This is a genomic window from Streptomyces sp. NPDC102406 (assembly GCF_044765725.1).
Classification (GTDB): domain Bacteria; phylum Actinomycetota; class Actinomycetes; order Streptomycetales; family Streptomycetaceae; genus Streptomyces.
The window spans coordinates 23,383-45,801 of the sequence record NZ_JBIWKP010000007.1 but is presented as its reverse complement, the minus strand read 5'-3'; the positions used below and the strand labels follow the sequence as shown (position 1 = coordinate 45,801).

Here is a 22,419-nt window from a genome sequence, read left to right as displayed (position 1 = left end):
CGAGGAGCAATCACCGTGCAGCGCTGGCGTGGCTTGGAGGACATCCCCCAGGACTGGGGGCGCAGCGTCGTCACCATCGGCTCCTACGACGGGGTGCACCGCGGACACCAGTTGATCATCGGGCGGGCCGTCGAGCGGGCGCGCGAGCTGGGCCTCCCGGCGGTCGTCGTCACCTTCGACCCGCACCCGAGCGAGGTCGTGCGCCCCGGCTCGCACCCGCCGCTGCTCGCCCCGCACCACCGGCGCGCCGAGCTGATGGCCGAGCTGGGCGTCGACGCCGTGCTGATCCTGCCCTTCACCACCGAGTTCTCGAAGCTGTCACCCGCCGAGTTCGTGGCGAAGGTGCTGGTCGACAGGTTGCACGCGCGCGTCGTCGTCGAGGGCCCCAACTTCCGCTTCGGGTACAAGGCCGCGGGCGACGTCGCCTTCCTCGCCGAGCAGGGCGGGACCTACGACTTCGAGGTCGAGGTCGTGGATCTGTACGTGAGCGGTACCGCGGGCGGCGGGCAGCCGTTCTCCTCCACACTGACGCGCCGGCTGGTCGCCGAGGGCGACATGGACGGGGCCCGGGAGATCCTGGGCCGCCCGCACCGCGTGGAGGGCGTGGTCGTCCGCGGCGCGCAGCGCGGACGCGAGCTGGGCTTCCCCACCGCGAACGTCGAGACGCTGCCGCACACGGCGATCCCGGCGGACGGCGTCTACGCCGGCTGGCTGCACGTGAACGATGAGGCGATGCCCGCGGCGATCTCCGTGGGCACCAACCCCCAGTTCGACGGCGTCGAGCGCACCGTCGAGGCGTACGCCATCGACCGGGTGGGGCTCGACCTGTACGGGCTGCACGTGGCCGTGGACTTCCTGGCGTTCGTGCGCGGCATGGCGAAGTTCGACTCGCTCGACCAGCTCATCGAGGCCATCGCGAACGACGTGAAGCGCTCCCGGGAACTCGTCGAGGCGTTCGGCGCCGACGACAGGCTCTGAAGGCGGACGCCAGCGGTGGCGCAGGTCACACCCGCGCCATGTCACGAACGGACCCCCCTGTCCCGTCCGGTTGGTGAAAGCACTCACCACGGCACAGGGAGTTCGTCATGGAAGCCCGTCTGAACATGTTCGCCAACAAGACCGCCATGAGCTTCGTGAAGCGGCTCGTGGCGGTCAACCAGCCGCTCTCGGACTCGACCCTGCCCGCCGCGACGCAGGAGCTCGTCAAGATCCGCGCCAGCCAGATCAACGGCTGCTCGGGCTGTCTCGACATGCACATCAAGGAGGCCGCCGCCGCGGGCGAGACCCCGCTGCGGCTCCACCTGATCGCGGCCTGGCGGGAGGCCACGGTGTTCACCGAGGCCGAGCGGGCCGCCCTGGAACTGACCGAGCAGGGGACCCGGATCGCCGACGCGGCCGGCGGCGTCACCGACGAGGCATGGGCCGACGCCGCCAAGCACTACGACGAGGACCAGCTCGGCGCGCTGGTGTGCCTGATCGCCGCCATCAACGCCTTCAACCGCCTGAACGTCATCACCCAGCAGCCCGCGGGCGGCTACGAGGTCGGTCAGGCGGCGGCGTTCCACAAGGGCTGAACCGCCCCGCTCCCGGGTGGGACCGCGCGCCGTCGGGCGCGCGGTCCCACCCGGGAGGGTTCCGCGGACGCTAAGGCGCGCCCTCGGCCACGCGTGCCCGCGCCCAATGGCAGGCCACCTGCGCCTCGCCCCCGCCCGACAGCACGGGCAGATCCACGGAGCGGCAGGAGTCGGCGACGCCCACCCGCTCGGCCTCCCCGCTCGCCAGGACCTGACAGCGCGCGTGGAACCGGCAGCCGCCCGGGATCCGTGACGGGTCCGGCGGCTCCCCGGTGAGGACGACCGGATCGCCGGGTGCCTCCGGCAGCACGGACAACAGGGCCTGCGTGTACGGGTGCTGCGGCGCGGTCAGCACCTCCTCGACCTTGCCCGTCTCCACGATCCGGCCCAGATACATCACCGCCACCCGGTCCGCGATGTTCCAGGCCAGGCCCAGGTCGTGCGTGACGACCAGCGCCGAGAGACCCAGCTCGTCGCGGAGCCTGAGCAGCAGCGCCAGGATCTCGCCGCGCACCGACGCGTCGAGGGACGCCACCGGTTCGTCCGCCACGATGAGTTCGGGCTCCAGGACCAGCGCGCCCGCGATGACGACACGCTGGCGCTGCCCGCCGGACAGCTCGTGCGGATAGCGCAGGAAGAACCGCTCGGGGGGCCGGAGCCCGGCCCGCGACAGGGCATGCCCGACGGCCTCGCGCTCGTCGCCCGCGTACCCGTGGATGCGCAGCCCCTCCGCCACCGCGTCGTACACGGTGTGCCGCGGGTTGAGCGAACCGCTCGGGTCCTGGAGCACCAACTGCACCCGCTTGCGGTACGCCTTCAGCGCGCGGGAGCCGTGGTCCAGCGGTTCACCCGCGAAGGTGACCCGCCCCGCCGTCGGCCGTTCGAGGCCGAGCAGTGTGCGCGCCAGGCTCGTCTTGCCGCAGCCGGACTCGCCGACCAGGGCCACGATCTCGCCCGGCGCGATGTCCAGGTCGACCCCGTCCACGGCCCGCGCCTCGGACGCGCCGCGCCGGCCCGGGAACGTCACCTTCAACTGCTCGGCCGACAAAAGATGCCGCGTACCCGTCATGCCGTGGTGCTCCTTGCCTCTACGTCGAGCGCCCCGATCCCGCCCGCCACGTGCACACAGGCCGCCCGGCGCCCGTCGCCCGCGTCCCGCAACGGCTGGTCCTCGACGGCGCACACCTCCAGCGCTCTGGGGCAGCGCGGGTGGAACGTGCAGCCCGAGGGCAGCGCGGCGGGGTCCGGCGGATCGCCGGGCAGACCGCGCGGCGCGAACCGGGACGCCGGGTCGCCGATGGTCGGGAACGCCGCCGACAGGGCGTTGCCGTAGGGGTGCAGCGCGTTCTCGTAGACCTGGGTCGCCGGTCCCTCCTCGACGACGCGGCCCGCGTACATCACCGCGAGCCGGTCACAGGTGTCGGAGAGGATCGCCAGGTCATGGCTGATCATGATGAGTCCGAGGTCCTGCTCCGCCACCAACTGCTCGATGAGGCGCAGGATCTGGGCCTGGATCATCACGTCCAGGGCCGTCGTCGGCTCGTCCGCGACGATCAGCTCGGGTTCGCAGGCGAGCGCCATCGCGATCATCACGCGCTGGCGCTGACCGCCGGACAGCTCGTGCGGATACGCGGACGCGCGCGCGGCGGGCAGTCCTACGTGGTCGAGCAGCTCGGCGACCTTCTTCTTCGCGCCCGCCTGCGTCGCCTTCTTGTGCAGCAGGATCGGCTCGGCGATCTGGTCGCCGACGCGGTGCACGGCGTTGAGCGAGTGCATCGCGCCCTGGAAGACGATGGAGGCACCGGCCCAGCGCACCGCGCGGACCCGGCCCCACTTCATCGTCAGGACGTCCTCGCCGTTGAGCAGGATCTCGCCGGTGACCTTCGTCCCGGCGGGCAGCAGGCGCAGCAGCGCGAGGGCGAGCGTCGACTTGCCGCAGCCCGACTCGCCCGCGATGCCGAGCTTGCTCCCCGCCTCCACGGACAGGTCCACGCCGCGCACGGCCCGCGCCCCGCTCGCGTACGTCACCGTCAGGTCGTTCACCTGGAGCAGTGTCATGACCGGGCCCCCAGTTTCGGGTTCAGGACGGCCTCGATCGCGCGTCCGCACAGGGTGAAGGCGAGGGCCACGACGGCGATGGCGATGCCGGGCGGGGCCAGGTACCACCAGTCGCCCGCGCTGACCGCGCCCGCCTCGCGCGCGTCCTGGAGCATGCCGCCCCACGAGGTGATCGTCGGGTCGGACAGGCCGAGGAAGGCGAGCGTCGCCTCCGTCAGGATCGCGGACGAGATGATCATGGTGGTCTGGGCGAGGACCAGCGGCATCACGTTGGGCAGCACATGCCGCGTCATGATGTGGCCGTGGCCGCCGCCGAGCGCGCGGGAGCGCTCGATGTACGGGCGCGACTCCACGGCCAGGGTCTGGGCGCGCACGAGGCGTGCCGTCGTCGGCCACGTCGTCACGCCGATCGCGATGATCACCGTCCACATGGAGCGGTCCATCACCGTGGCGAGCGCGATGGCCAGGACCAGCGTCGGCATCACCAGGAACCAGTCCGTGACGCGCATCAGCACGGTCGCGTACCAGCCGCGGAAGTGCCCGGCGACGATCCCGATGACCGTGCCGATCGCCACGCACAGGAACGCGGCGAGCAGGCCCACGGTGAGCGAGACGCGGGCCCCGTACACCAGCAGGGCGAGCACGCTGCGGCCGAACTGGTCGGTGCCGAGCGGGAAGGCGCCGCTCGGGCCTTCGAGGGGCCCGCCGGGCGCGTCCGTCACGTTCTGCGAGTCCGCGCCGACCAGGACCGGCGCGAGAACGGCGATGAGCGCGATCAGGATGAGCAGCCCGAGCCCCCACAGCCCACTGCGGTGCGCGCGGTACGAGCGCCAGAAGCGGGTCAGGGACTGGCGCTTGCGGGCCCGCGCCAGGGCCCGCGGATCGCCCGTCTCGGTGACGGGAGCGGTCTCGGTCGTCATCGGCCCACCCTCGGGTCGAGCAGCGGATAGAGAATGTCGGCGAGGGTGTTCGCGAGGATCACCGCGGTGGCGAAGACGAAGAACAGGCCCTGGACGAGCGGGAGATCGGGCACGGACAGAGCCGAGTAGAACAGACCGCCGAGACCCGGCCAGGAGAAGACCGTCTCGACGAGGATCTGCCCGGCGACCACATGCCCGAGGTTGACGAACATCAGCGTGAACGTGGGCAGCATCGCGTTCGGCACCGCGTGCTTGCGGCGCACCACGTCGTCGCGCAGCCCCTTGGCCCGCGCGGTCGTCAGATAGTCGCTGCCCATCTCGTCGAGGAGCGAGGAGCGCATGACGAGCAGCGTCTGCGCGTACCCGACCGCGACGAGCGTGATCACGGGGAGGACCAGATGGTGCGCGACATCGATGACGTACGCGAACCCGGTCTCACCACCCGATTCGAGGCCGCCGGTCGGGAACATGCCCGGGATCGGACCGATGCCGACCGCGAAGACGATGATCAGGAGCAGACCGAGCCAGAACGACGGGACCGAGTACAGGGTCAGCGCGAACGCCGTGTTGAAGCGGTCGCTGCGCGAACCGTTGCGCCAGGCCGTGCGCGTGCCCAGCCAGATGCCGAGCGCCGAGTACAGGACGTACGCCGTGCCGGTCAGCAGCAGCGTCGCCGGGAGCGCTTCGGTGATCTTGTCGATGACGGGGGTGTGGAACTGGTACGAGGTGCCGAAGTCCCCGGTGAGCGCGTCCCCGATGTACGACGTGAACTGCTGCCACATCGGCTGGTCGAGGCCGAACTGGTGGCGCAGGTTCTCCAGTTGCTGCTCGGAGACCCGCTTGCCGCCGGTCATCTGCTTGACCGGATCGCTCGGGATGAGACGGAAGAGGAAGAAGCTGGTGACGAGGACGGCGAAGAGGGAGACGATCGCGCCCGCGATCTTCGCCGCCGCGTACCGGAGGTACGCCGTGGTGTTACGGGCCCGTGGGCCGCGGGCGCCCGGCGACGCCCCGGCCGGGAAGGCCGGGTCGCCGTCGGCCGCGGCGGCGTCCCGCACGAGCGCGGGAGTGCTGTCAGCAGTCATGGTTCATGCGAACTCTCGTTACTCGTGCGGGTGTGAGCCGTTCGTGGTCCTCGAAAGGGACTACTCGCGGTCGTCCGCCGTGGTCCTTCGCCGCATGGCGAAGAAGACGCCGCCGCCGATGACGACGAGCGCGGCGATCACGATCCCGATCACGATGCCGGTGGAGGAACCGGAGGAGTCCGAGTCGCTGCTGGACGCGGACGCCGGCTCGGCCGACCACCAGCTCCAGTACCCGTCCTGGCCGTAGATGTTGCCGGCCGCGGTGGGCATGGTCTGGATGGACTTGATCTGGTCCGTGCGGTACGCCTCGACCGCGTTCGGGTAGGCCATGACATTCATGTACCCGGAGTCGTACAGCCACGACTCCATCTGCTTGACGTAACCGGCGCGCTTGGCCGGGTCGTACTCGGCGAGCTGCTTGTCGTAGAGGTCGTCGTACGTCTTGTCGCAGATGCCGTTGTCGGTCGCCGCCGTCTCCCGTGCCTTGGTGGGCAGGGCGGCGCAGGTGTGGATGCCGAGGACGAAGTCCGGGTCCGGGTTGACCGACCAGCCGTCGAAGGCGAGGTCGTACTCACCCGCGTACCAGGGCACGGACACGTCGTCGACGCAGTTGAGCTTGAGGCCGACGCCGATCTTGCCCCACCACTCCTTCAGGTACTTGCCGACCGCCTTGTCGTTCGGGTCGGTGGCGTGGCACAGCATGCGCAGGTCGAGCGGCTTGCCGTCCTTGCCGACGCGCTTGCCGTCCTTGAGCGGGTAGCCCGCCTCGTCGAGCATCTTGCCCGCGGCCGTCACGTCGTAGGTCAGCTTCTGGCTGTCCGAGGGCTGCCAGAAGTAGTCGGAGAAGCGCGGCGGGATATAGCCCGCGCCCTGCACGGCGTGGCCCTGGAAGACCTTGTCCACGATGGCCTTGGTGCCGACCGCACGGAACAGCGCCTGGCGCACCTTCTTGTCGAGCAGCGCCTTGTTGCCGTCACCGAACTTCTTGCCGTCCTTGGTCTTCCAGCCCGGGTTGACCGCGATCGCGTAGAAGCGGCGGCCCGGACCCTCGTTGACCTTGATGTTCTGCTCGCCCTTGAGCGACGCGGCCTGCGCGGGCGTCAGGGCGGGGGAACCGGCGACGAAGGAGACCTCGCCCTTGCGCAGGGCCGCGACCGCGGCGTCCTGGTCCTTGTACGTCTTGAAGACGATCTCGTCGAACTGCGGCGTCTTCGACTTGCGCCAGAAGTCCTTGTTGACCTCCAGTTTCACGTACTGGTCGGTCTTGTAGTCCGTCAGCACGAACGGGCCGTTGCCGACGATCGGGAACTTCTCGTCGTTGTTGAACTTCGCGTAGTCCTTGACGTCCTTCCAGATGTGCTCCGGCACGATCGGGATGTCGAGGGCCGTCATGGTCGCCTGCGGCTTCTTCAGCTCGATGACGAGCCGCGTGTCGCTGGGCGCGGTGACCTTCCTGAAGTTGCCGACGAACGAGCCGTTGGCCGTCGCCGCGCCCTCGTCGGTCATCATCTTGTTGAACGTGAACGCCACGTCCTTGGCGGTCGCCTTCCGGCCGTCGGACCACTTCGAGTTCGACCGAATGGTGTACGTCCACGTCAACTTGTCGGACGATGCTTCCCACTTCGTGGCGAAGCCCGGGACGACGTGGTTGTCCTTCGGGTCGTAGTTCGTCAGGAACTCGTTCGTCAGACGCAGGATGCTCGTACTGAGGAGGCGCTGCGCCAGGAACGGGCTCAGCGAGTCGACGCTCTGCGCGACCGCCACCGTGAGGGTCTTCTTACCGCTGTCGGCCTTGGCCTCGGCCTGCTGGGGGGCCGGGTTGAGCGGGGTCGCCAGGCCCGCCGTCAGGGTGAAGGCAGCGGCACCGGCCGCGAGGAGGAGCCGCACGCCGCGACGCCCGGCACGAGCCGTTCTGTGGTGCTGGTGTTGCTGAGCCGTTGTATCCATCGGTCGGGGACCTCACGCATCGCTCGCACAGCATGGCTGGACTTGGGTGTTCGGAACGTTGTGTTCGAAACGTTGTGTTCGGACGTTCGGGGGGAATGAAGTGTTGGTTTATCAGCGGCAGTTGACACACGTCAACGGCAGTTGAACCCCATGTGGCCTGCGGAAATAACGAGTTGACCCGCAATTCACGCACATTGGTCAAGACCTCTGACGCTTTGCAGGCCAGCGGGTGGCGCCCCGGTCGCGCCGGTACGGTCCAGTACACGCGAAAGACCCGCACCGGCCAAGGGTGCGGGTCTTTCGGAGAGTTGCCGCTACTGCTGCGGCGGCTGCTGCTGCCAGCCCGGAGGCGGGCCGGGCTGCTGGGGCTGCGGCGGCTGCTGCGCTTGGTGCGGCGGCGGGGCCTGCCAGCCGGGCTGCGGGCCGGGTGCCTGCGGCTGCGCGGGCGGCGGGCCCTGCGGCGGCGCCCCTTGCGGCGGGTAGGGCGCGGGCTGCTGCTGGCCCGGGTAGGGCTGGTAGGGCTGCTGCTGACCGGGGTACGGCTGCTGCCCGGGGTAGGGCTGCTGGCCGCCGGGCATCGGCGGGGCCATGGTGGGCGGCGGGTTGCCGTCCGAGGTCCACAGGCCCTGCTGCTGCTGGGCGCGCGAGAAGTCCTCGGCGACCATCGCGGAGAGGTTGAAGTACGCCTCCCGCACCTTCGGCCGCATCATGTCGAGGTCGACCTCGGCACCGGCCGCCAGGTGCTCGTCGAACGGCACCACGACGACACCGCGGCAACGCGTCTCGAAGTGGCTGACGATGTCCTCCACCTTGATCATCTTGCCGGTCTCGCGGACCCCGGAGATGACTGTGATCGAGCGCGCGACGAGATCCGCGTAGCCGTGCGCGGAGAGCCAGTCAAGCGTCGTGCTCGCGCTGCTCGCACCGTCCACGGACGGGGTCGAGATGATGATCAACTGGTCGGCGAGGTCGAGCACCCCGCGCATCGCGGAGTAGAGCAGGCCCGTACCGGAGTCGGTCAGGATGATCGGGTACTGCTTGCCGAGCACGTCGATGGCGCTGCGGTAGTCCTCGTCGTTGAACGTCGTCGAGACCGCCGGGTCCACGTCGTTGGCGATGATCTCCAGGCCGGACGGCGCCTGCGAGGTGAACCGCCTGATGTCCATGTACGAGTGCAGGTGCGGGATCGACTGCACCAGGTCGCGGATGGTCGCGCCGGTCTCGCGGCGTACGCGGCGGCCGAGCGTGCCCGCGTCCGGGTTGGCGTCGATCGCGAGGATCTTGTCCTGCCGCTCGGTGGCGAGGGTCGAACCGAGCGCCGTGGTGGTCGTCGTCTTGCCGACGCCGCCCTTCAGACTGATCACCGCGATCCGGTAGCAGGACAGGACCGGCGTACGGATCAGCTCCAGCTTCCGCTGCCGCTCGGCCTCCTCCTTCTTGCCGCCGAGCTTGAAACGGGCGTTGCCGCTGCCGGGGCGGGCGCTCTTCGCCTTCTGCTTCTTGTTGTTGAGCAGCCGGTCGGCGGAGAGCTCCACGGCGGCCGTGTAACCGAGCGGGGCGCCACCGACGTTCGTGGGCTGACGCTGGTCGTGCTGCACGGGCTGCGGCCAGGCGGCACCGGAGCGCGGGTCGGCGACGGGCGGCTGCTGAGCGCCGTACGGGGGCTGCGGGGCGGGCTGGGGCTGCTGCGGCGGGAAGCCGTAACCGGGCTGCGGCGGGGACTGCGGGGACTGGGGGGCCTGGTGCGGCTGGGGCTGCGGCTGGCCCTGCGCCGGGGGCTGCGCCTGCTGCGGGAAACCGTAGCCGGGCTGCGGGCCGGGGGCCGGGGGCTGCGCGTGCGGCTGCGGCTGCGGTTGGGGCAGGGGCTGGGGCTGTGCCTGCTGCGGGAAGCCGTAGCCGCTCTGCGGCGGGGCTTGCGGTGCCTGGTGCGGCTGCGGTTGGGGCTGGGGCTGCGGCTGTGCCGGTGGGGCGGGCGCCGCGGCGCCGGGCTGCGCGGGCCAGCCGGGCGGAGCGGCAGGCGGCTGCTGCGCCGCGGCCGGGTCGGTCCACTGCGGCGCGGCGGGCGGCGCGGCCGGCTGGAACGCCGGGGGCAGCGGCGGAACCCCACCGTCCGGCGCGGGCGGGGGAGTCCAGGCCGCGGCGGGGGCGGCTTCGGGGGCGGGGGCCGGGGCCGGTGCGGGGGCCGGCGTGGTGGCGGCGTCCGGGGCCGTCTCGGGGGCGGGGGTCGGGGCTGGGGCTGGGACAGGGGCCGGGGGCTCGGCGGCGATGTCGGGCTCGCCGTCGGCGGCGCCCTCCGGGGCGTCCTGGTTCCCCTGGTTCCCCTGGTCCGCCTGGACCTGAGTGTCGGGCTGACCCGGCTGGTCCGCGGTGGCCTCCGGCTCCGCGCCCGTCTCGTGGCCGGCACTCTCGCCGGCCGCGTCGTTCGCGTCGGCCAGGGGGAAGTCCGTGTCGCCCGAAGTGTCGGTGGAGGCGGCGGCTTGAGCGTTGTCCGCACCAGGCGCACCAGGCGCACCAGGCACACCGGAATCACCAGGCGTACCGGAGACTCCAGACGTACCGGAGGCACCGTGGGTGTCCACCCAGGACCGGGGCGACTCACCGGCACCGGCACCGGCACCGGCATTGGCACCGTCATCGGCGGCGGCGTCACCCTGCGCCGCGGCGGCGTCAGGCGTGTCGTTCCGCTCGCCGAGCGCGGCCAGCTCCTCGAACTCCCGCTTCAGCGAGGCCGCGGAGAACTTCATCGTCGCGCCGCTCTCCAGGTCCCCGTTGGCGGAACCGAGGTCCGGCTCCGGGGAGACAGGCGCCGGAGCGGCCGGAGCCGGGACCGGGGGGACGGAGGCGGGCGGGGGAGTGGGAGCCGCGGGCGCCGGGGGCGCGGGCGGCTCGGGTGCGGCGGCGGTCGCCGACGCGTTCTGCGTGTACCAGGCCGGAGGGGCGTAGTCGATGGTGAACTCGCCCGTCATCTCGACACTGGACTCCGCGTCGGACTGATCATCGACGGGTGAATCCCAGCCCCCGCGGATACCGTCCCGATCGCTGTTCACAATGCCTCCTGGTGTGGTCGAGCACCCTCGTGCCGTGCTGGGGGCCGACCGTTCCTGATCGATCCGCCGGGCTGACCCCCTGGCCCCCTGACGCCCGAGGCACCCGCACACGAGTGCTCACGAAACGTCCTGCCCCAGCCTAATCACGAAAACCATGCGCACGGCAGGTCCGTCCACCTCACCGCGGACGTCCGCTGCGTCACGTAGGGCCCGAAAGCACTCGCGCCCACGCCGGACGTACACCAAAACGTGACGAACAAACACGGTCCAACGCCGTCCATCGCCGTCCATCGCCGTCAAATGTCCGAAACGTTCGATCCGTGCGCCGCGTTCAATCCATGCGCCGCGCGGTTCCCAACAATCCGGTCTCGGCGTCCGTCGCCTGCGTCATCACATACTGCCGGTCGCGGTCGGTGCACCACAGGGTCACGCCGTCGGCGAGCGTCGGCAGGGACTCGTACTCCCCGCGGGGCAACCCGAGGACGCGCCCGATCTCCGTCGCCTCGTCCGGCGACACCCGCTGCACACCCACGAGCCGGGCCTGCCGCATCAGACGCGGCGCGACCGGGCTCAGGTACGGCAGCAGCGTCAGCACCGACTGCCAGGGCGCCGAGGCCACGCGCCCGCGCGGGGGCCGCATACCGCAGTCGCGGATGACGAGCACGGGGCCACCGGCCGAAGCACCCTGCGGCGGCACCCGCCCCACGTCGTGCACGGTCATCCCCGACTGCCCGCCGCCGACCGCCTGGACGAGCTGCGCCCACTGCTGCGCACGGCCCGTCTCCACGGCGACCCGCGCACCCGTCGCGGCGGCCCGCAACGCCAGTACCTGCGCCGTCCAGAGGCCACCGATGAGCACGATGTCGTACGGCGTCGGCCGGTTGATGCCCATCACGGCGGGCTGCCCCTCGGCGTCCACACCGACGACCACACCGTCGTCCCCGATGGGCAGCGACAGCGTGTCGAGCTGCTCCGGGGAGAGGGCGTGCCGCTGGTGTCTCGGCCCGAGCAGACCGAACCCGGTCCGCAACCGCTCACCGATACCGGGAATCTGGCTGGTCATGGCCATCAGCGGGCACCTCCGAGCGGCAGGGTGGCGAGAACGCCGGGCAGTTGCTCACGGTCGAGCCGGACGAGCCCGGTACGCGCCTGGCGTGCGGCTCGCTCCAGATCCCGCCGGGCGGTGGTCAGCTCGCTGTCGCTGCGTCCCGTGATCCGCATGTGCCCGGCCAGGGTGACATCCTGCTGGTCGCCCTTGGCCAGCGTCAGACTGAAGGTCGTCGCGAGCGCGGGCACCGTCGTCAACTGGGCGACGAGCTGCGGCAACGTGGCGTCGCCGGTGCCCAGTTGGGGCCAGCGTCGCACCCAGTACGTGGTGTGCCTGCGGTTGTCGCAGCGCCAACTGCGGCCGGACTCCTCGGTGCGCCGCTGCGGCGCCTCGCTCCGCCCGGCCTGCGCGGTCACCATCGGGTTGGCGCACGCCGACGTGGCGACCGCGGCGATCAGCTCCTCCTCGGTGAGCACGCTCGCCCGGAACCCGGCGCCGCTCAACCGGCTCGACAGATGCTCGGCGACCCGCGCCAGGCACTTCTGCGCACCGACCAGACCGCCGCCACGGGCGGCCACGGCCTCCGGGCACAGCTCAGGGTCGAGCTTCAACGCGATCCACGTGATGCGCACCGCGGGCGAACCGGTCTGCGCCTGCAACGGCGCATAGTTGCTGACGGCCACCGACTGCTGCGGCAGGTGCAGCGCGGGGGCGGGCTGCGTGTGCAGCACGACCTGCGCCGACTCCAGGCGGATGCCGTCCACCTCCAGGGCGTCCCGCACCAGACCGACCGGCAGCGGTCTGCGGCTGCGCTCGGCCCGCAGCGCGGTGGCGTCGGACTCGACCTGAAGTACTGCGGTCAGAAAGCCGCCGTCCCCGACCATGCCCACCGGGCGCTGGTCGCGGTCGTCCCCGCGGTGGTGGCTGTAGGTGCGCAGGCTCGGGTCGCACTCGACGGCGGGCGCGAGGCCGGGCTCGGTCCCCGGCGGCACCGGCGTGCCCGCCGCCACGCGCCGCCGGGCCCGCATCGCGAGCACGGTGCCCAGCCACTCCGGCAGGGAGCGCCCACGGCGACGTACGAGAGCGAGCAGCAGCAGAACGGCGGCGACGACACCCGTCGCGATCAGCGCCGCCATGTTGTCGGCGACCCAGCCGCAGACGACGAGGGCCGCGGCCAGCTCGATCATCACGAGCCGCTGCGCGCGGAACGAACCACCACGTCCGGTACGCGACTTCAGGTGCGGCGTCACCGGTCCGCGATGCGGGGCCGACGCCGGAGCACCGGGGCGCGTACGGGAATCAAGCGGGTCATGTGCAGGCATGTGTGCCATCGGTGAAGGAGAGGGGGAGCCCTGCGGTGAACCCTGCCCCGAACGGTCACCCGATCGTGACCTCGATTGCGACCGCGATCGAGCCCGCGTTGCGGAAGCCATCACTCCAAACCCCCCGAACTCTCCCGAAATCCCATGCGCAAAGGCTCCTCGTGAAGGACCCACGGGGCCCTGGAAAGGCCTCAGCACCCTACCCGTGCCACACGCACAACGTCGTAACAGGCATAGTAGGGGCCGGGTCTGACAGCCACGGCAGCCGCACGAAGCTCGCTCGGCGGCCCGAGGCACGCACAGTCGACACCGGTCGACCGAAGTCGGGGGAACGCGCCCCCACGGCTCCGCACGGGGAGAGAGCGGACACAGATGGCATCACGGCGGGACGAACTCAACGCCTACACCTTCGCGAAGCGCCGCACGCTCGCGGCCTTCGTGCAGCCCTCACCGTCGGGCTCGGAGGAGGGGGCTCCCAGGCCGCTGCGCGCGGTCCTGCCCGGCACCATCATGGGCGTGGTGATCCTGATGGTCTTCGGCGGCATCGGCCTGTTCAGCCCCACGGCGCCGAAGGGCTGGGACCAGACGGCGACGAACGTCATCGTCGCGAGCGACTCGACCACCCGCTACGTGGTCCTGAAGACGGGCAAGCAGCGCCAGCTCCACCCCGTCCTGAACATGGCCTCGGCCAAGCTCCTCCTCAAGGACTACACGGACAAGGTCGTCAACGTCGACGAAGGCGTCCTCGACAACGGCGACCTCCCGCACGGCGCCACTCTCGGCATCCCGTACGCCCCCGACCGGCTGCCCAGCGCCGAGGAGGCCCAGGAGGCCAAGCGCTGGATGGTCTGCGAACGCCCCAGCGACGGTGGCCGCGCCATACAGAAGGCCGCCTTCGTCTTCGCCCGGAAGGACTGGAAGAAGACCGAGGGCCGCAACCAGCTCAAGGGCGGCCGGCTCATGTACGTGAGCGACTCGGTCACGAAGAAGCAGTACGTCGTCGACGCGCAGGGCACCGCCTACGAGATCGCCGACCCCGCCCAGAGCGGCCTGCTCAGCGCGCTCGACACCCAGAACCGCCCCCCGCAGCGCGTCTCCTCCGAATGGCTGGCGACGCTGCACCAGGGCGCCCCCGTCGCGATCCCCGAGGTCCCCGGCACCCCCGGCCAGACCGCCAACGCCCTCACGGGCAACGGCTACGCGAAGTTCGACAAGGTCGGCACGGTCCTCAAGTCGCTCGACGGCACCAAGACGCAGTACTACGTGGTGTTGCAGGGCAAGGTCGCGCGGATCTCCGAGTTCACCTCGCAGCTCCTGCTGCACAGCGAGCAACTCGTCGACGTCAACCTGTCCCCGCAGGCCCAGGCGGTGAACCTCGCCGCGGTGGGGAACAGCGTGCCCTTCGAGGGCGAGAAGGCAGACTGGCCCACCCACCAGCCGGAGACCGTGAACGACGGCACGAGCGCCAGCAGCGGCCGCAACACCGTCTGCAACGTCCTGCGCAAGGTCGCCGCCGACGGCACGACGCTCTCCACCTGGGTCGGCACGGACTTCCCCGAGGACCTGCCGACGGGCTCCTCCAGCGCCTACGTCACGCCCGGCTCCGGCCAGGTCTTCCGCCAGGTCCAGGGCACGGAGACCAAGGCGGGCGGCATCTTCCTGGTCACCGACACGGGCCTGCGCTACGCCCTCCAGTCCAACGGCGACAGCACCACCAGCGACACCAGCGTCGGCATGACCGCCAAGGAGCGCAAGGAACTGGCCCAGGAGACGCAGACCACGCAGAAGCTGCTCGGCTACGACAAGGTGACGCCGCGGCCGGTCCCGGCGACCTGGTCCACGTTCCTGCCCACCGGTCCGCGCCTGTCGAAGCCGGACGCGGGTCAGCCGCAGGGTTCGTGAGCGGCGGGCGGGCGTGACGGGACAGGAACGGTAGAGGACACCAACCGATGCAGCGACTGGGGTCGAGAACACTGATGTCGAGAACGAGGAAGGCCCTGCGGCGCCCCGGCGCACTGCTCGCCGCCACGGCACTGACGGCCTCCGTCTCGGTGCTGGCCCTGCCGGCGGCGCCCGCCCTGGCGGACAGCGGGGAGTGCACGTTCGGCGGGAAGCAGTACAAGGGCCGACCCTGGGCGCTGCAACGCGTCAACCTCGACGCACTGTGGGCCGGCGCGACGGGCAAGGGCGTCCGGGTCGCGGTGATCGACACCGGCGTGGACCCGAGCCACCCCCAACTCGCCGACGCTGTCGACGCCTCGGCGGGCCGCAACTTCCTTCCGCCCAAGGACGACAAGGGCGAGAAGATCGAGGACCGCGGCAACGAGCACGGCACCACCGACACGGTCGGCCACGGCACGCGCGTCGCCGGAATCATCGCGGCCCGCAAGGCGGAGAAGACCACCGGGTTCGTGGGCCTCGCCCCCGACGCCACGATCATCCCGATCAAGCAGAACGACGCCGAGGGCCACGGCGACTCGAACGACCTGGCCGAGGCGATCAACTACGCGGTGCGGGCCAAGGCCGACGTCATCAACATCTCCCAGGACACGGAGAAGGCGCTGTCCGAGGACTCCAGGCTGGCACTGGCGGTCAAGAACGCCCTCGCGCACAAGGTCGTCGTCGTCGCCTCCGCGGGCAACGACGGCCTGGGCGGCAACCAGAAGGAGACCTTCCCCGCCTCCTACGACGGAGTCCTCGCGGTCGCGGCATCGGACCGCAACAACGAGCGGGCCCCCTTCTCCCAGTCGGGCGACTACGTGGGCGTGGCGGCCCCCGGCGTCGACATGATCTCCACCGTCCCCAAGGGCGGCCACTGCTCGGACAACGGCACGAGCTTCTCGGCCCCGTACGTGGCAGGCGTGGCGGCCCTCCTCAAGCAGCACCACAAGGACTGGTCGGCCCAGGAGATCGTCGCCCAGATCGAGCAGACCGCCGAACGCTCCATCCCCGGCCATGACAACCGGGTGGGCTGGGGCGTCGTCGACCCGGTCAGGGCGGTCACCGAGATCGCCGACCCCAAGAACCCCATCGAGTCCCCCAAGCCCGACGCGGCCGTCACCACCGTCGACCCGCCCGAACTCGCCCGCGTCCACTTCGGCGAGACCGCCGACGAACGCAACGCGCGCCTGGGCACCTACGCGGCGGTCGGCGCGGTCGTCATCGTCGTGGGCCTCGCCGGCGCGGCGGTGGCGGTACGGGACGCGCGGCGCAGGCGGGGCCGGGTGGAGCACGGCGCGTGACGGGCCCCCGTGCCGTCGTGCCGAGGGGCTGCGGGGGCGAGATCGTGAAGAGCCGGTGAGCGAGCGTTTCCTGGCTTGATCTCGTTGATAGCGTGCCTGAGTTCAGCGCTGACGCGCTTACGTGCACGTGCGGTTGAAGAGGGGGGAGACACCGTGGCCGGTGATCTCGGAGTGGGTCCGGGCGTCCTGAAAAAGGGTGCGAAGGACATCGTGAAAGTACTCGAACCGGTCAAGAAGGTGGACCTCGGAGACCCCGCGGAGGCGGCCTCCAAGGTCGGGGACGACGACGCGGCAGCAGCCCTCGTGACGTTCTGTGCCACGTGGGAGTCGGGCGCCTCATTCCTGGCCGACTGCGCGGCGGGCCTGGCGGGCGGACTCGACAAGGCCAACGGCGACTACGAGGACACCGACGAGGCCATCCGCGACGCGGTGAAGACCGTCAGGACGGCCCTGGCCTGACAGCGACCGTCCAGGTCCGCGCAGGCAGAGGAAGAAGAACGGGGACTCCGCAGCAATGGCAGCCACACTCGGGTCGACCGACGACCCGAAGGACCTCGTCCCGGGGGAAGCCGGAAAACTCGGCGAGATAGAGACCGCCCTCGACAAGTGGTCGGACACGTTCGAGAAGATCGGCGACGGCCTGCGCGACGTGCGCATCAAGGGCTGGATCGGCCAGGCCAGCGACGCCTTCTGGCCCACCTTGGCCGAAGAGAAGACCAACTGGTACTACGCGAGCGACGCGATGTCCGACGCCGCGAAGGCGGCGCACGCGTACTCCACGACATTGACCTGGGCACAGGGTCAGGCCGGGACCGCGATCGGGAAGTGGAAGGCCGGGGACCACGAGGGCGCCGAACAGTTGCTGAGCGGCGCGCGCAAGCAGCTCGAAGAAGAGGCCGAGAAGTTCACCAAGAAACTTCACAGCCTCGCGGGCGACGCCAAGGACAGCCCCGGCTGGCTGGCGGGGATCCGCAGCGGCGTCGACGCCAAGAAGTGGGCCGAGGACCACGGGGTCGGCAAGAGCGCCATCGCGCCCGAGGCCTGGGCCCGGGAGAAGAAGTCCTGGTTCGGCACCCCGGACAACCCGCGCCACAGGGAACGGGAATGGGGCAAGGGCGAGGACGGCAGTTGGTACCTGCGGGAGAAGACCGGTGACCCCGCGGCCGACGACGAGGCCACCCCCGGCAAGAAAGCCGAGTGGAGCATCAAGCTCGCCGAATGGTCCGGCAAGTCCAGCGTGTGGTCGGCCGGTGTCGACGGCGACGGCACCTGGAGCGGCACCAAGTACAAGTACGAGGCGGGCGTCCAGACGCTCGGCGTGGACGGCTCCGTCGGCGCGAGTGTCACCAACGGACAGTTCCAGGCCGGTGTCTCGGGCAGCGCCTACCTCGCCCAGGCGTCCGCGAGCGGCAGCCTCGAGTACGGCATCGTCGGAGCCCAGGCCGAGGGCAAGGCCTTCGTGGGCGCCGACGCGGCGACGAAGATCTCGGCCGGCAAGGACGGCCTGCACGCCGGTGCCGAAGCGTTCGCCGGAGCCAAGGCGACCGGTTCCGCCTCCGCCGACGTCGCCGGTGTCGGCGCCGGTGTGAACGGCGAGGCATGGGCCGGAGCGGGCGCGGAGGCCCACGCCGACCTCGGCATGAAGGACGGCAAGTTCACCATCGGAGGCGACGTCGGAGTGGGCTTGGGCGTCGGCGGCAAGGTCGGCTTCAATGTCACCGTCGACCCCGGCGAACTCGGCGACGCACTCGGCGACGGCGCCGACGCCGTGGGCGACGCCTGGGACAGCACCGTCGGAAGCTGGCTCTAGAGCCTTCCCGACGCGCAGCCGACGCATGGGCCGCAATACGCGCCGAAACACACCGAAGGATTGGATCCACCATGGCGGCCACATTGCCGGTCAAGATTTCCTTTTCGCTGCCGGACGGCTGGCGGGCGGCGCCGCCGGACGAGGTGGGAGCACCGAACGTGGCCTTCGTCGCGCTGCATCCCGCCTCGATCGACGACGGTTTCACCGCGAACATCACCATCTCCGGTGAGATGCGCAACGACAGCGCCACCATCTCGCAGATCGCCGACGAGGCGGTGCCCCGCCTCCAGCAGGGCGGCCCCGTACGCGTCCTCAAGAAGACCGAGATCGGTACGCCGGACCTCCCCGGCCTCACCGACGCCCCCGGGATCGCGCAGGACCTCGTGCTCTCCACCACGCTGCGCGGAGAACCGATCGAGCTGTGCCAGAGCCAGGTGTTCCTGGGCCTGGAGGACGTTCGGAACCCGGCGCAGCGCGCCGTACTGGAGATCGTCCTCACCGCGAAGCAGAACCAGATCGGCGAGGTCATCGGCGACTACAAGGACTTCCTGCGCACGGTGGGCCCGGGCGACCCGCAGTCGGCCCCCTGAGCGACCGCTCACATGCCTCGCCCTCAGGCGGCTGCCCATGTCCGCGCGGGAATCCGGTCCAGCACGTCGCACAGATAGTCCAGCCGCTCCTCCAGCGCCTGCGGCGACAGGGTGCCGGTGTACCAGGTGAAGAGTTCGTCGTGGCGTACACGGAGCGGGTTTTTCAGGGCGCGTTCATCGCCCAGTAGGAAAGCCCGCACCCCGTCGTCCAGGAAGGCACGGGCAAAAGCCTCGTCCTCCGTGTCGACGCGGAACTTCTCGTCGAACTCCGGCACGCCGAGCAGCGTCCTGGGGCCGCGCCCCATCACCGTGTCGAACGTGCCGACTCGCCCTAGCTGCAAGAAGGGCCCCGAGCCGGGCGCCGAGACGAGGAAGACGGACTCGAACGTGAGTTTCTTGCTCTCCCCGACCTGGCTGCTGCCCGACAACGGATTCGCGTACCGGTACTCGAAGCACGTGAAGGAACGGCCGCGGTGTTCGCCGGTGATGTAGTGCCAGGCGGTCAGATTGTCGCCGCTGCCCGGCATCGGACCGACACCGCAGTACTCGGTGGCTCGCCCGGCGGCACGCCGCTCATGCGTCCAACCACGCTCCGCGGCGACCCGCGCCAGCTCCTCCCAGCCTCTGCGAACCCTCTTGTCCTCCTGGCCGCTGCGGACGAACGCCCTGATGACAAGGGTGAACATCCCCGCAACGAAAACAAACAAAAGGACCTTCACGAGGATCCCACCGAGCTGTTCCATGGGGCGAGATTATTGCGGACGGTGTGTGCTGCTGTGAACCGAGGCTTTTTCGTGGGACAGCGTCGCGGGTGGGACGGCCACTCGAAGTGAAGATCATCGGTGGATGAGGCGAAGAGCCGATGAAGCCTCGCCGTTTGCCCGATTCCACAAGAAACACGTCAAGTGTCGGCTCTGGCGCGCCACCTATGCCGAGCCCGCCGAAAAAGCGGCATTTCGGCTGCTCCTTCCCCTCTTCGTGTGCCCTGAACGGAATTCGCCATGCCGAAGGCGCGCTTCTCTGTAGCAACGTGCGCCCTCTCGGCCCGGGCCGCGGGCGCGCTGCTCGCCGGCCGACGGGGTCGCCGAGAGGCTCGCCGCCACGACGGGGCAAGATCGAGCACGGCATCGAGGCGGACAAGCCGCTCACACCGGCGCAGAGCTGACCCACGACGCGCCCTGGAAGCCGCGACCGATGCGGCGGGTCAACTTGCCGCGTAGGTCGCGAGGTTGAACCGCCACAGCGCCGACGCCGACGGCACATTCCAGAACGGGCCCGGGGTGAAACGGACATATGGTCGCGCCTGATGCCGTCTCGTGACGGAGTTGCGGCATAGCTCGGTTGGAGTAGATGTACAGGGTGACTACAGTGGTAAGCGCGTTGTAGGAAGTGACGTGCTTTGCGATCGTTCGGCAGGCGGTGAGGCTGCCGCGGTCGAGTTGCATCACGGGGAAACGGGGAGGAAGGCGTCGTGCTTCCGGCAGACATGGTGGGAGGGCCGTCAGCGACCAGGGCGGCGAATCTGGAGGTCACCAACGAGGCGTTGACGGCCTTCCAAAAGCGGGTGGACGCGGTACTCCGGGACCTGGACGCCTCGGCGGGCAGTCCCGCGAAGGTGAGCGCGCAGAGCATCAAGAAGACATCTCTGCACAACACGGCGGCAGGCCGCGCGTTCCCTGAGGCCGACCAACTGTACGAGGCGTACAACTCGGTGCACAGCAACCTCGTCACGCTCTCCAAGACGCTCAGCCTTCAGATCGAGGCCATCAGCATCGCTGTACAAGGCGCGCACCGAGGCTTCGGAAATCTCGAGGAAGAGCAACGGCAGCGGTTCTGGGCGATCCAGACCGAGATCTCCGAGCTCCAGGCCGCCAAGGACACGGGTCACACCAACAACTCGAATCAGGCTGGGTTCTGACCATGACCGGACACGACCACGAGACGGACCGAGAGCGGGTCCATCAGCAGGCTCAGTTCACGGACTTCGCCCACGACGTGGAGGACAACCACGCGGGCGGCGGCTGGTTGAACAACCTCCTGCGTGCCACCGTCGGAGTCACCCCGGTGGGCCAGGCTCTCGACACGCGGCGGTCCGACTTCGAGAGCGACGACATCCGTCTCAACACGCTGCTCGACATGGTCGAGCAGACCGACCCGGCGGACCTCGAATCGTCCGGCACCGCCCTGTGGAACGCGCGCGACGCCATCAAGAAGGCCGCGTCGGAACTCGACGGACACGTGACCCGGGTGCACTGGGTCGGTGAGTCCGGCGACAGCTTCCGTGAGTTCGGCAAGGACCTGGTCGCGTACGGGGAGCAGCTCAGCACGTTCGCGGGCAGCGCCGGCGACCAACTCTCCGCGGCCTCCATGGGATTGGCGTCCGTGCGCGGCGCCATGCCGGAACGGGACACACGCCCGGCCGACAAGCAGGGCATGCTGCCCAAGGACTACCCGGCGCACAAGAAGGTCGACAGCGACCCCGACTACGCGGCAGCGGTCAAGGTTGAGAAGAACCGCCAAGAGGCGATCAACCAGATGAACCGGCTGTCCTCGTACTACGCCGTCTCCACGAAGCAGCTCAACACACTGAACGCCAATCCGCCGAAGCTGCGGACGATGCCGGATGTGGGGGTGCCGAAGCCGAAGATCGCCCGGCGCTGGGGTGAGACGACCGGTGGCGGCTCCGGTGTCGGCGCGGCAGGCGCCTCGAACAGTGACGGGCAGGTCACGGAGAGGGCCCGTCCTCAGATCGACGGTGCGCACGAGAGCGGCGGTGCTCACGTGGTAGCGCCTCCCACCGTCGACGCGCCCCCGGTCAAGGAGGTGGACGGCTCCATCACGAACCCGGACCGTCCTGTCGGTACGGAGATCGACAGCGTCGGCACACTGCCGTCGCCCACCGCGACGCCGCCGTCGACCGGACCTGCTCCGGTGTCGGGCGGGCCGAACCCCACGGCGCCCACGTCCCCCAGCTTCAGCAACGGTTACGTGCCTCCGATGCAGGGCGGCATGAACAGTCGCACCACGGGTCCCGCCGGATCACGAGCCCCCTTCTTGCCGCAGGGGCGGTCCGCAGGAGCGCCCGGCACCGCCGATGCCGGTACGACCCGTTCCGGGGGACGCGGCGGTGCGGGTGAGATGGGCAGGGCGGGCTCGACCGCCAAGGCCGGTGGCCCGGGCGGCAGGACGTTGCCCGGGGCGGGAGGCCAGGGCATCACGGGTGGCTCCCCGAGGGCCACCGGAGGGCAGATGCCCCGGACGGCCGGTGGGACGGGTGCCGGTCGGTCCAACGGCGTGGTCGGCGGTCGCCCGACGGCCTCGCCCACAGGACAGAGCGGTTCGCGTATTCCTCGTGGCTCGGTGATGGGCGTCGAGGGAGCCGCGGGCAACGGCCGGTCGAGTGCGGGACGCGTGGGCCAGCGAGGCGTCATCGGTGCACCCGGCTCTGCGGCCGGTCCGGCAGGACGTAACGCGTCCGGACCCCGGAACGGTGCCGCGGCTAGCGAGGCGGTCACCGGAAACCCGACCTCACGCGGTTCGGCGACGCGCGCCGAGCGCAACGGTATGACGCGCGGCGGTACGGGTCTGGTGCGTGGTCCCGGCCGGAACGGTGAGCCGCGTGAGGAAGAGACGGAGGCGGCGGAGCGCCCCGACTACGTCGTCGAGGACGTGAACACCCACCTGCCCGCCAACCGGCGCGACGTGCCGCCGGTCGTCAACTGAAGCCGAGCGAGGACACACAGCACCATGAAGTCAGGTACCAGCCGACGATCCGA

General features: G+C 70.4%; 18 protein-coding genes. 9 read left to right on the top strand and 9 right to left on the bottom strand.

The genetic code is table 11. From position 1 onward, the window contains the following. Positions 1–15: 15 nt before the first annotated feature. Both ACIRF8_RS26110 and ACIRF8_RS26105 read left to right on the top strand, forming a co-directional pair. Positions 16–978: a bifunctional riboflavin kinase/FAD synthetase gene (locus ACIRF8_RS26110; RefSeq protein ID WP_404218297.1), complete on the top strand. Its 963-nt coding sequence runs from the start codon at positions 16–18 to the stop codon at positions 976–978. A 107-nt stretch (positions 979–1,085) separates the two neighbouring features. Continuing rightward, positions 1,086–1,574 carry a carboxymuconolactone decarboxylase family protein gene (locus tag ACIRF8_RS26105; protein WP_404218295.1) on the top strand — a complete coding sequence of 163 codons (489 nt, stop codon included), beginning with the start codon at positions 1,086–1,088 and terminating at the stop codon, positions 1,572–1,574. 70 nt (positions 1,575–1,644) lie between these two features. On the opposite strand, the gene ACIRF8_RS26100 is transcribed toward ACIRF8_RS26105, so the two are convergent. The 8 genes from ACIRF8_RS26100 to eccE all read right to left on the bottom strand — a co-directional run bounded on the left by ACIRF8_RS26100 (position 1,645) and on the right by eccE (position 13,112). Further along, positions 1,645–2,643 (bottom strand): oligopeptide/dipeptide ABC transporter ATP-binding protein, encoded by a 999-nt coding sequence (locus tag ACIRF8_RS26100; protein WP_404218293.1) that lies wholly within the window; start codon positions 2,641–2,643, stop codon positions 1,645–1,647. After that, a complete protein-coding gene (locus tag ACIRF8_RS26095) occupies positions 2,640–3,632 on the bottom strand; it encodes an ABC transporter ATP-binding protein (RefSeq protein WP_404218291.1) in 993 nt (330 codons plus the stop codon). The genes ACIRF8_RS26100 and ACIRF8_RS26095 overlap by 4 nt, the downstream gene beginning before the upstream one ends. Then, positions 3,629–4,552, bottom strand: coding sequence for an ABC transporter permease (locus ACIRF8_RS26090; protein WP_404218289.1), 924 nt, complete (start codon positions 4,550–4,552; stop codon positions 3,629–3,631). The genes ACIRF8_RS26095 and ACIRF8_RS26090 overlap by 4 nt, the downstream gene beginning before the upstream one ends. Next, entirely contained in the window at positions 4,549–5,637 is a 1,089-nt protein-coding gene (locus ACIRF8_RS26085; RefSeq protein WP_404218287.1) for an ABC transporter permease, read from the bottom strand. The genes ACIRF8_RS26090 and ACIRF8_RS26085 overlap by 4 nt, the downstream gene beginning before the upstream one ends. Before the next feature lie 60 nt (positions 5,638–5,697). Next, on the bottom strand, positions 5,698–7,584 hold the full coding sequence (locus ACIRF8_RS26080; RefSeq protein WP_404218285.1) for an ABC transporter substrate-binding protein: 1,887 nt from the start codon (positions 7,582–7,584) through the stop codon (positions 5,698–5,700). 314 nt (positions 7,585–7,898) lie between these two features. Next, complete coding sequence (locus ACIRF8_RS26075) at positions 7,899–10,631, bottom strand: SCO5717 family growth-regulating ATPase (RefSeq protein WP_404218282.1); 2,733 nt, start codon at positions 10,629–10,631, stop codon at positions 7,899–7,901. A gap of 331 nt (positions 10,632–10,962) precedes the next feature. Further along, on the bottom strand, positions 10,963–11,694 hold the full coding sequence (locus ACIRF8_RS26070; RefSeq protein ID WP_404218280.1) for a hypothetical protein: 732 nt from the start codon (positions 11,692–11,694) through the stop codon (positions 10,963–10,965). 5 nt (positions 11,695–11,699) lie between these two features. Beyond that, positions 11,700–13,112 (bottom strand): type VII secretion protein EccE, encoded by a 1,413-nt coding sequence (gene eccE, locus ACIRF8_RS26065; RefSeq protein ID WP_404218278.1) that lies wholly within the window; start codon positions 13,110–13,112, stop codon positions 11,700–11,702. Between the two features lie 261 nt (positions 13,113–13,373). Between eccE and eccB the strand changes: the two genes are divergently transcribed. From eccB to ACIRF8_RS26040, 5 genes are all read left to right on the top strand, one after another. Then, a complete protein-coding gene (gene eccB, locus ACIRF8_RS26060) occupies positions 13,374–14,903 on the top strand; it encodes a type VII secretion protein EccB (protein WP_404218276.1) in 1,530 nt (509 codons plus the stop codon). Positions 14,904–14,977: 74 nt separating this feature from the next. Next, complete coding sequence (mycP, locus tag ACIRF8_RS26055; protein ID WP_404218274.1) at positions 14,978–16,243, top strand: type VII secretion-associated serine protease mycosin; 1,266 nt, start codon at positions 14,978–14,980, stop codon at positions 16,241–16,243. Between the two features lie 153 nt (positions 16,244–16,396). Beyond that, positions 16,397–16,702 (top strand): hypothetical protein, encoded by a 306-nt coding sequence (locus tag ACIRF8_RS26050; protein ID WP_404218272.1) that lies wholly within the window; start codon positions 16,397–16,399, stop codon positions 16,700–16,702. Positions 16,703–16,757: 55 nt separating this feature from the next. Continuing rightward, positions 16,758–18,053, top strand: a complete 1,296-nt coding sequence (locus tag ACIRF8_RS26045; RefSeq protein WP_404218270.1) for a putative T7SS-secreted protein — start codon at positions 16,758–16,760, stop codon at positions 18,051–18,053. A 71-nt stretch (positions 18,054–18,124) separates the two neighbouring features. Further along, positions 18,125–18,643 carry a hypothetical protein gene (locus ACIRF8_RS26040; RefSeq protein WP_404218268.1) on the top strand — a complete coding sequence of 173 codons (519 nt, stop codon included), beginning with the start codon at positions 18,125–18,127 and terminating at the stop codon, positions 18,641–18,643. A gap of 23 nt (positions 18,644–18,666) precedes the next feature. On the opposite strand, the gene ACIRF8_RS26035 is transcribed toward ACIRF8_RS26040, so the two are convergent. Beyond that, positions 18,667–19,329: a hypothetical protein gene (locus ACIRF8_RS26035; RefSeq protein ID WP_404218266.1), complete on the bottom strand. Its 663-nt coding sequence runs from the start codon at positions 19,327–19,329 to the stop codon at positions 18,667–18,669. Between the two features lie 785 nt (positions 19,330–20,114). Between ACIRF8_RS26035 and ACIRF8_RS26030 the strand changes: the two genes are divergently transcribed. Together ACIRF8_RS26030 and ACIRF8_RS26025 are read left to right on the top strand one after the other, a co-directional pair. Next, complete coding sequence (locus tag ACIRF8_RS26030; protein WP_404218264.1) at positions 20,115–20,561, top strand: hypothetical protein; 447 nt, start codon at positions 20,115–20,117, stop codon at positions 20,559–20,561. Between the two features lie 2 nt (positions 20,562–20,563). After that, entirely contained in the window at positions 20,564–22,366 is a 1,803-nt protein-coding gene (locus ACIRF8_RS26025) for a hypothetical protein (RefSeq protein ID WP_404218262.1), read from the top strand. Positions 22,367–22,419: the final 53 nt, after the last annotated feature.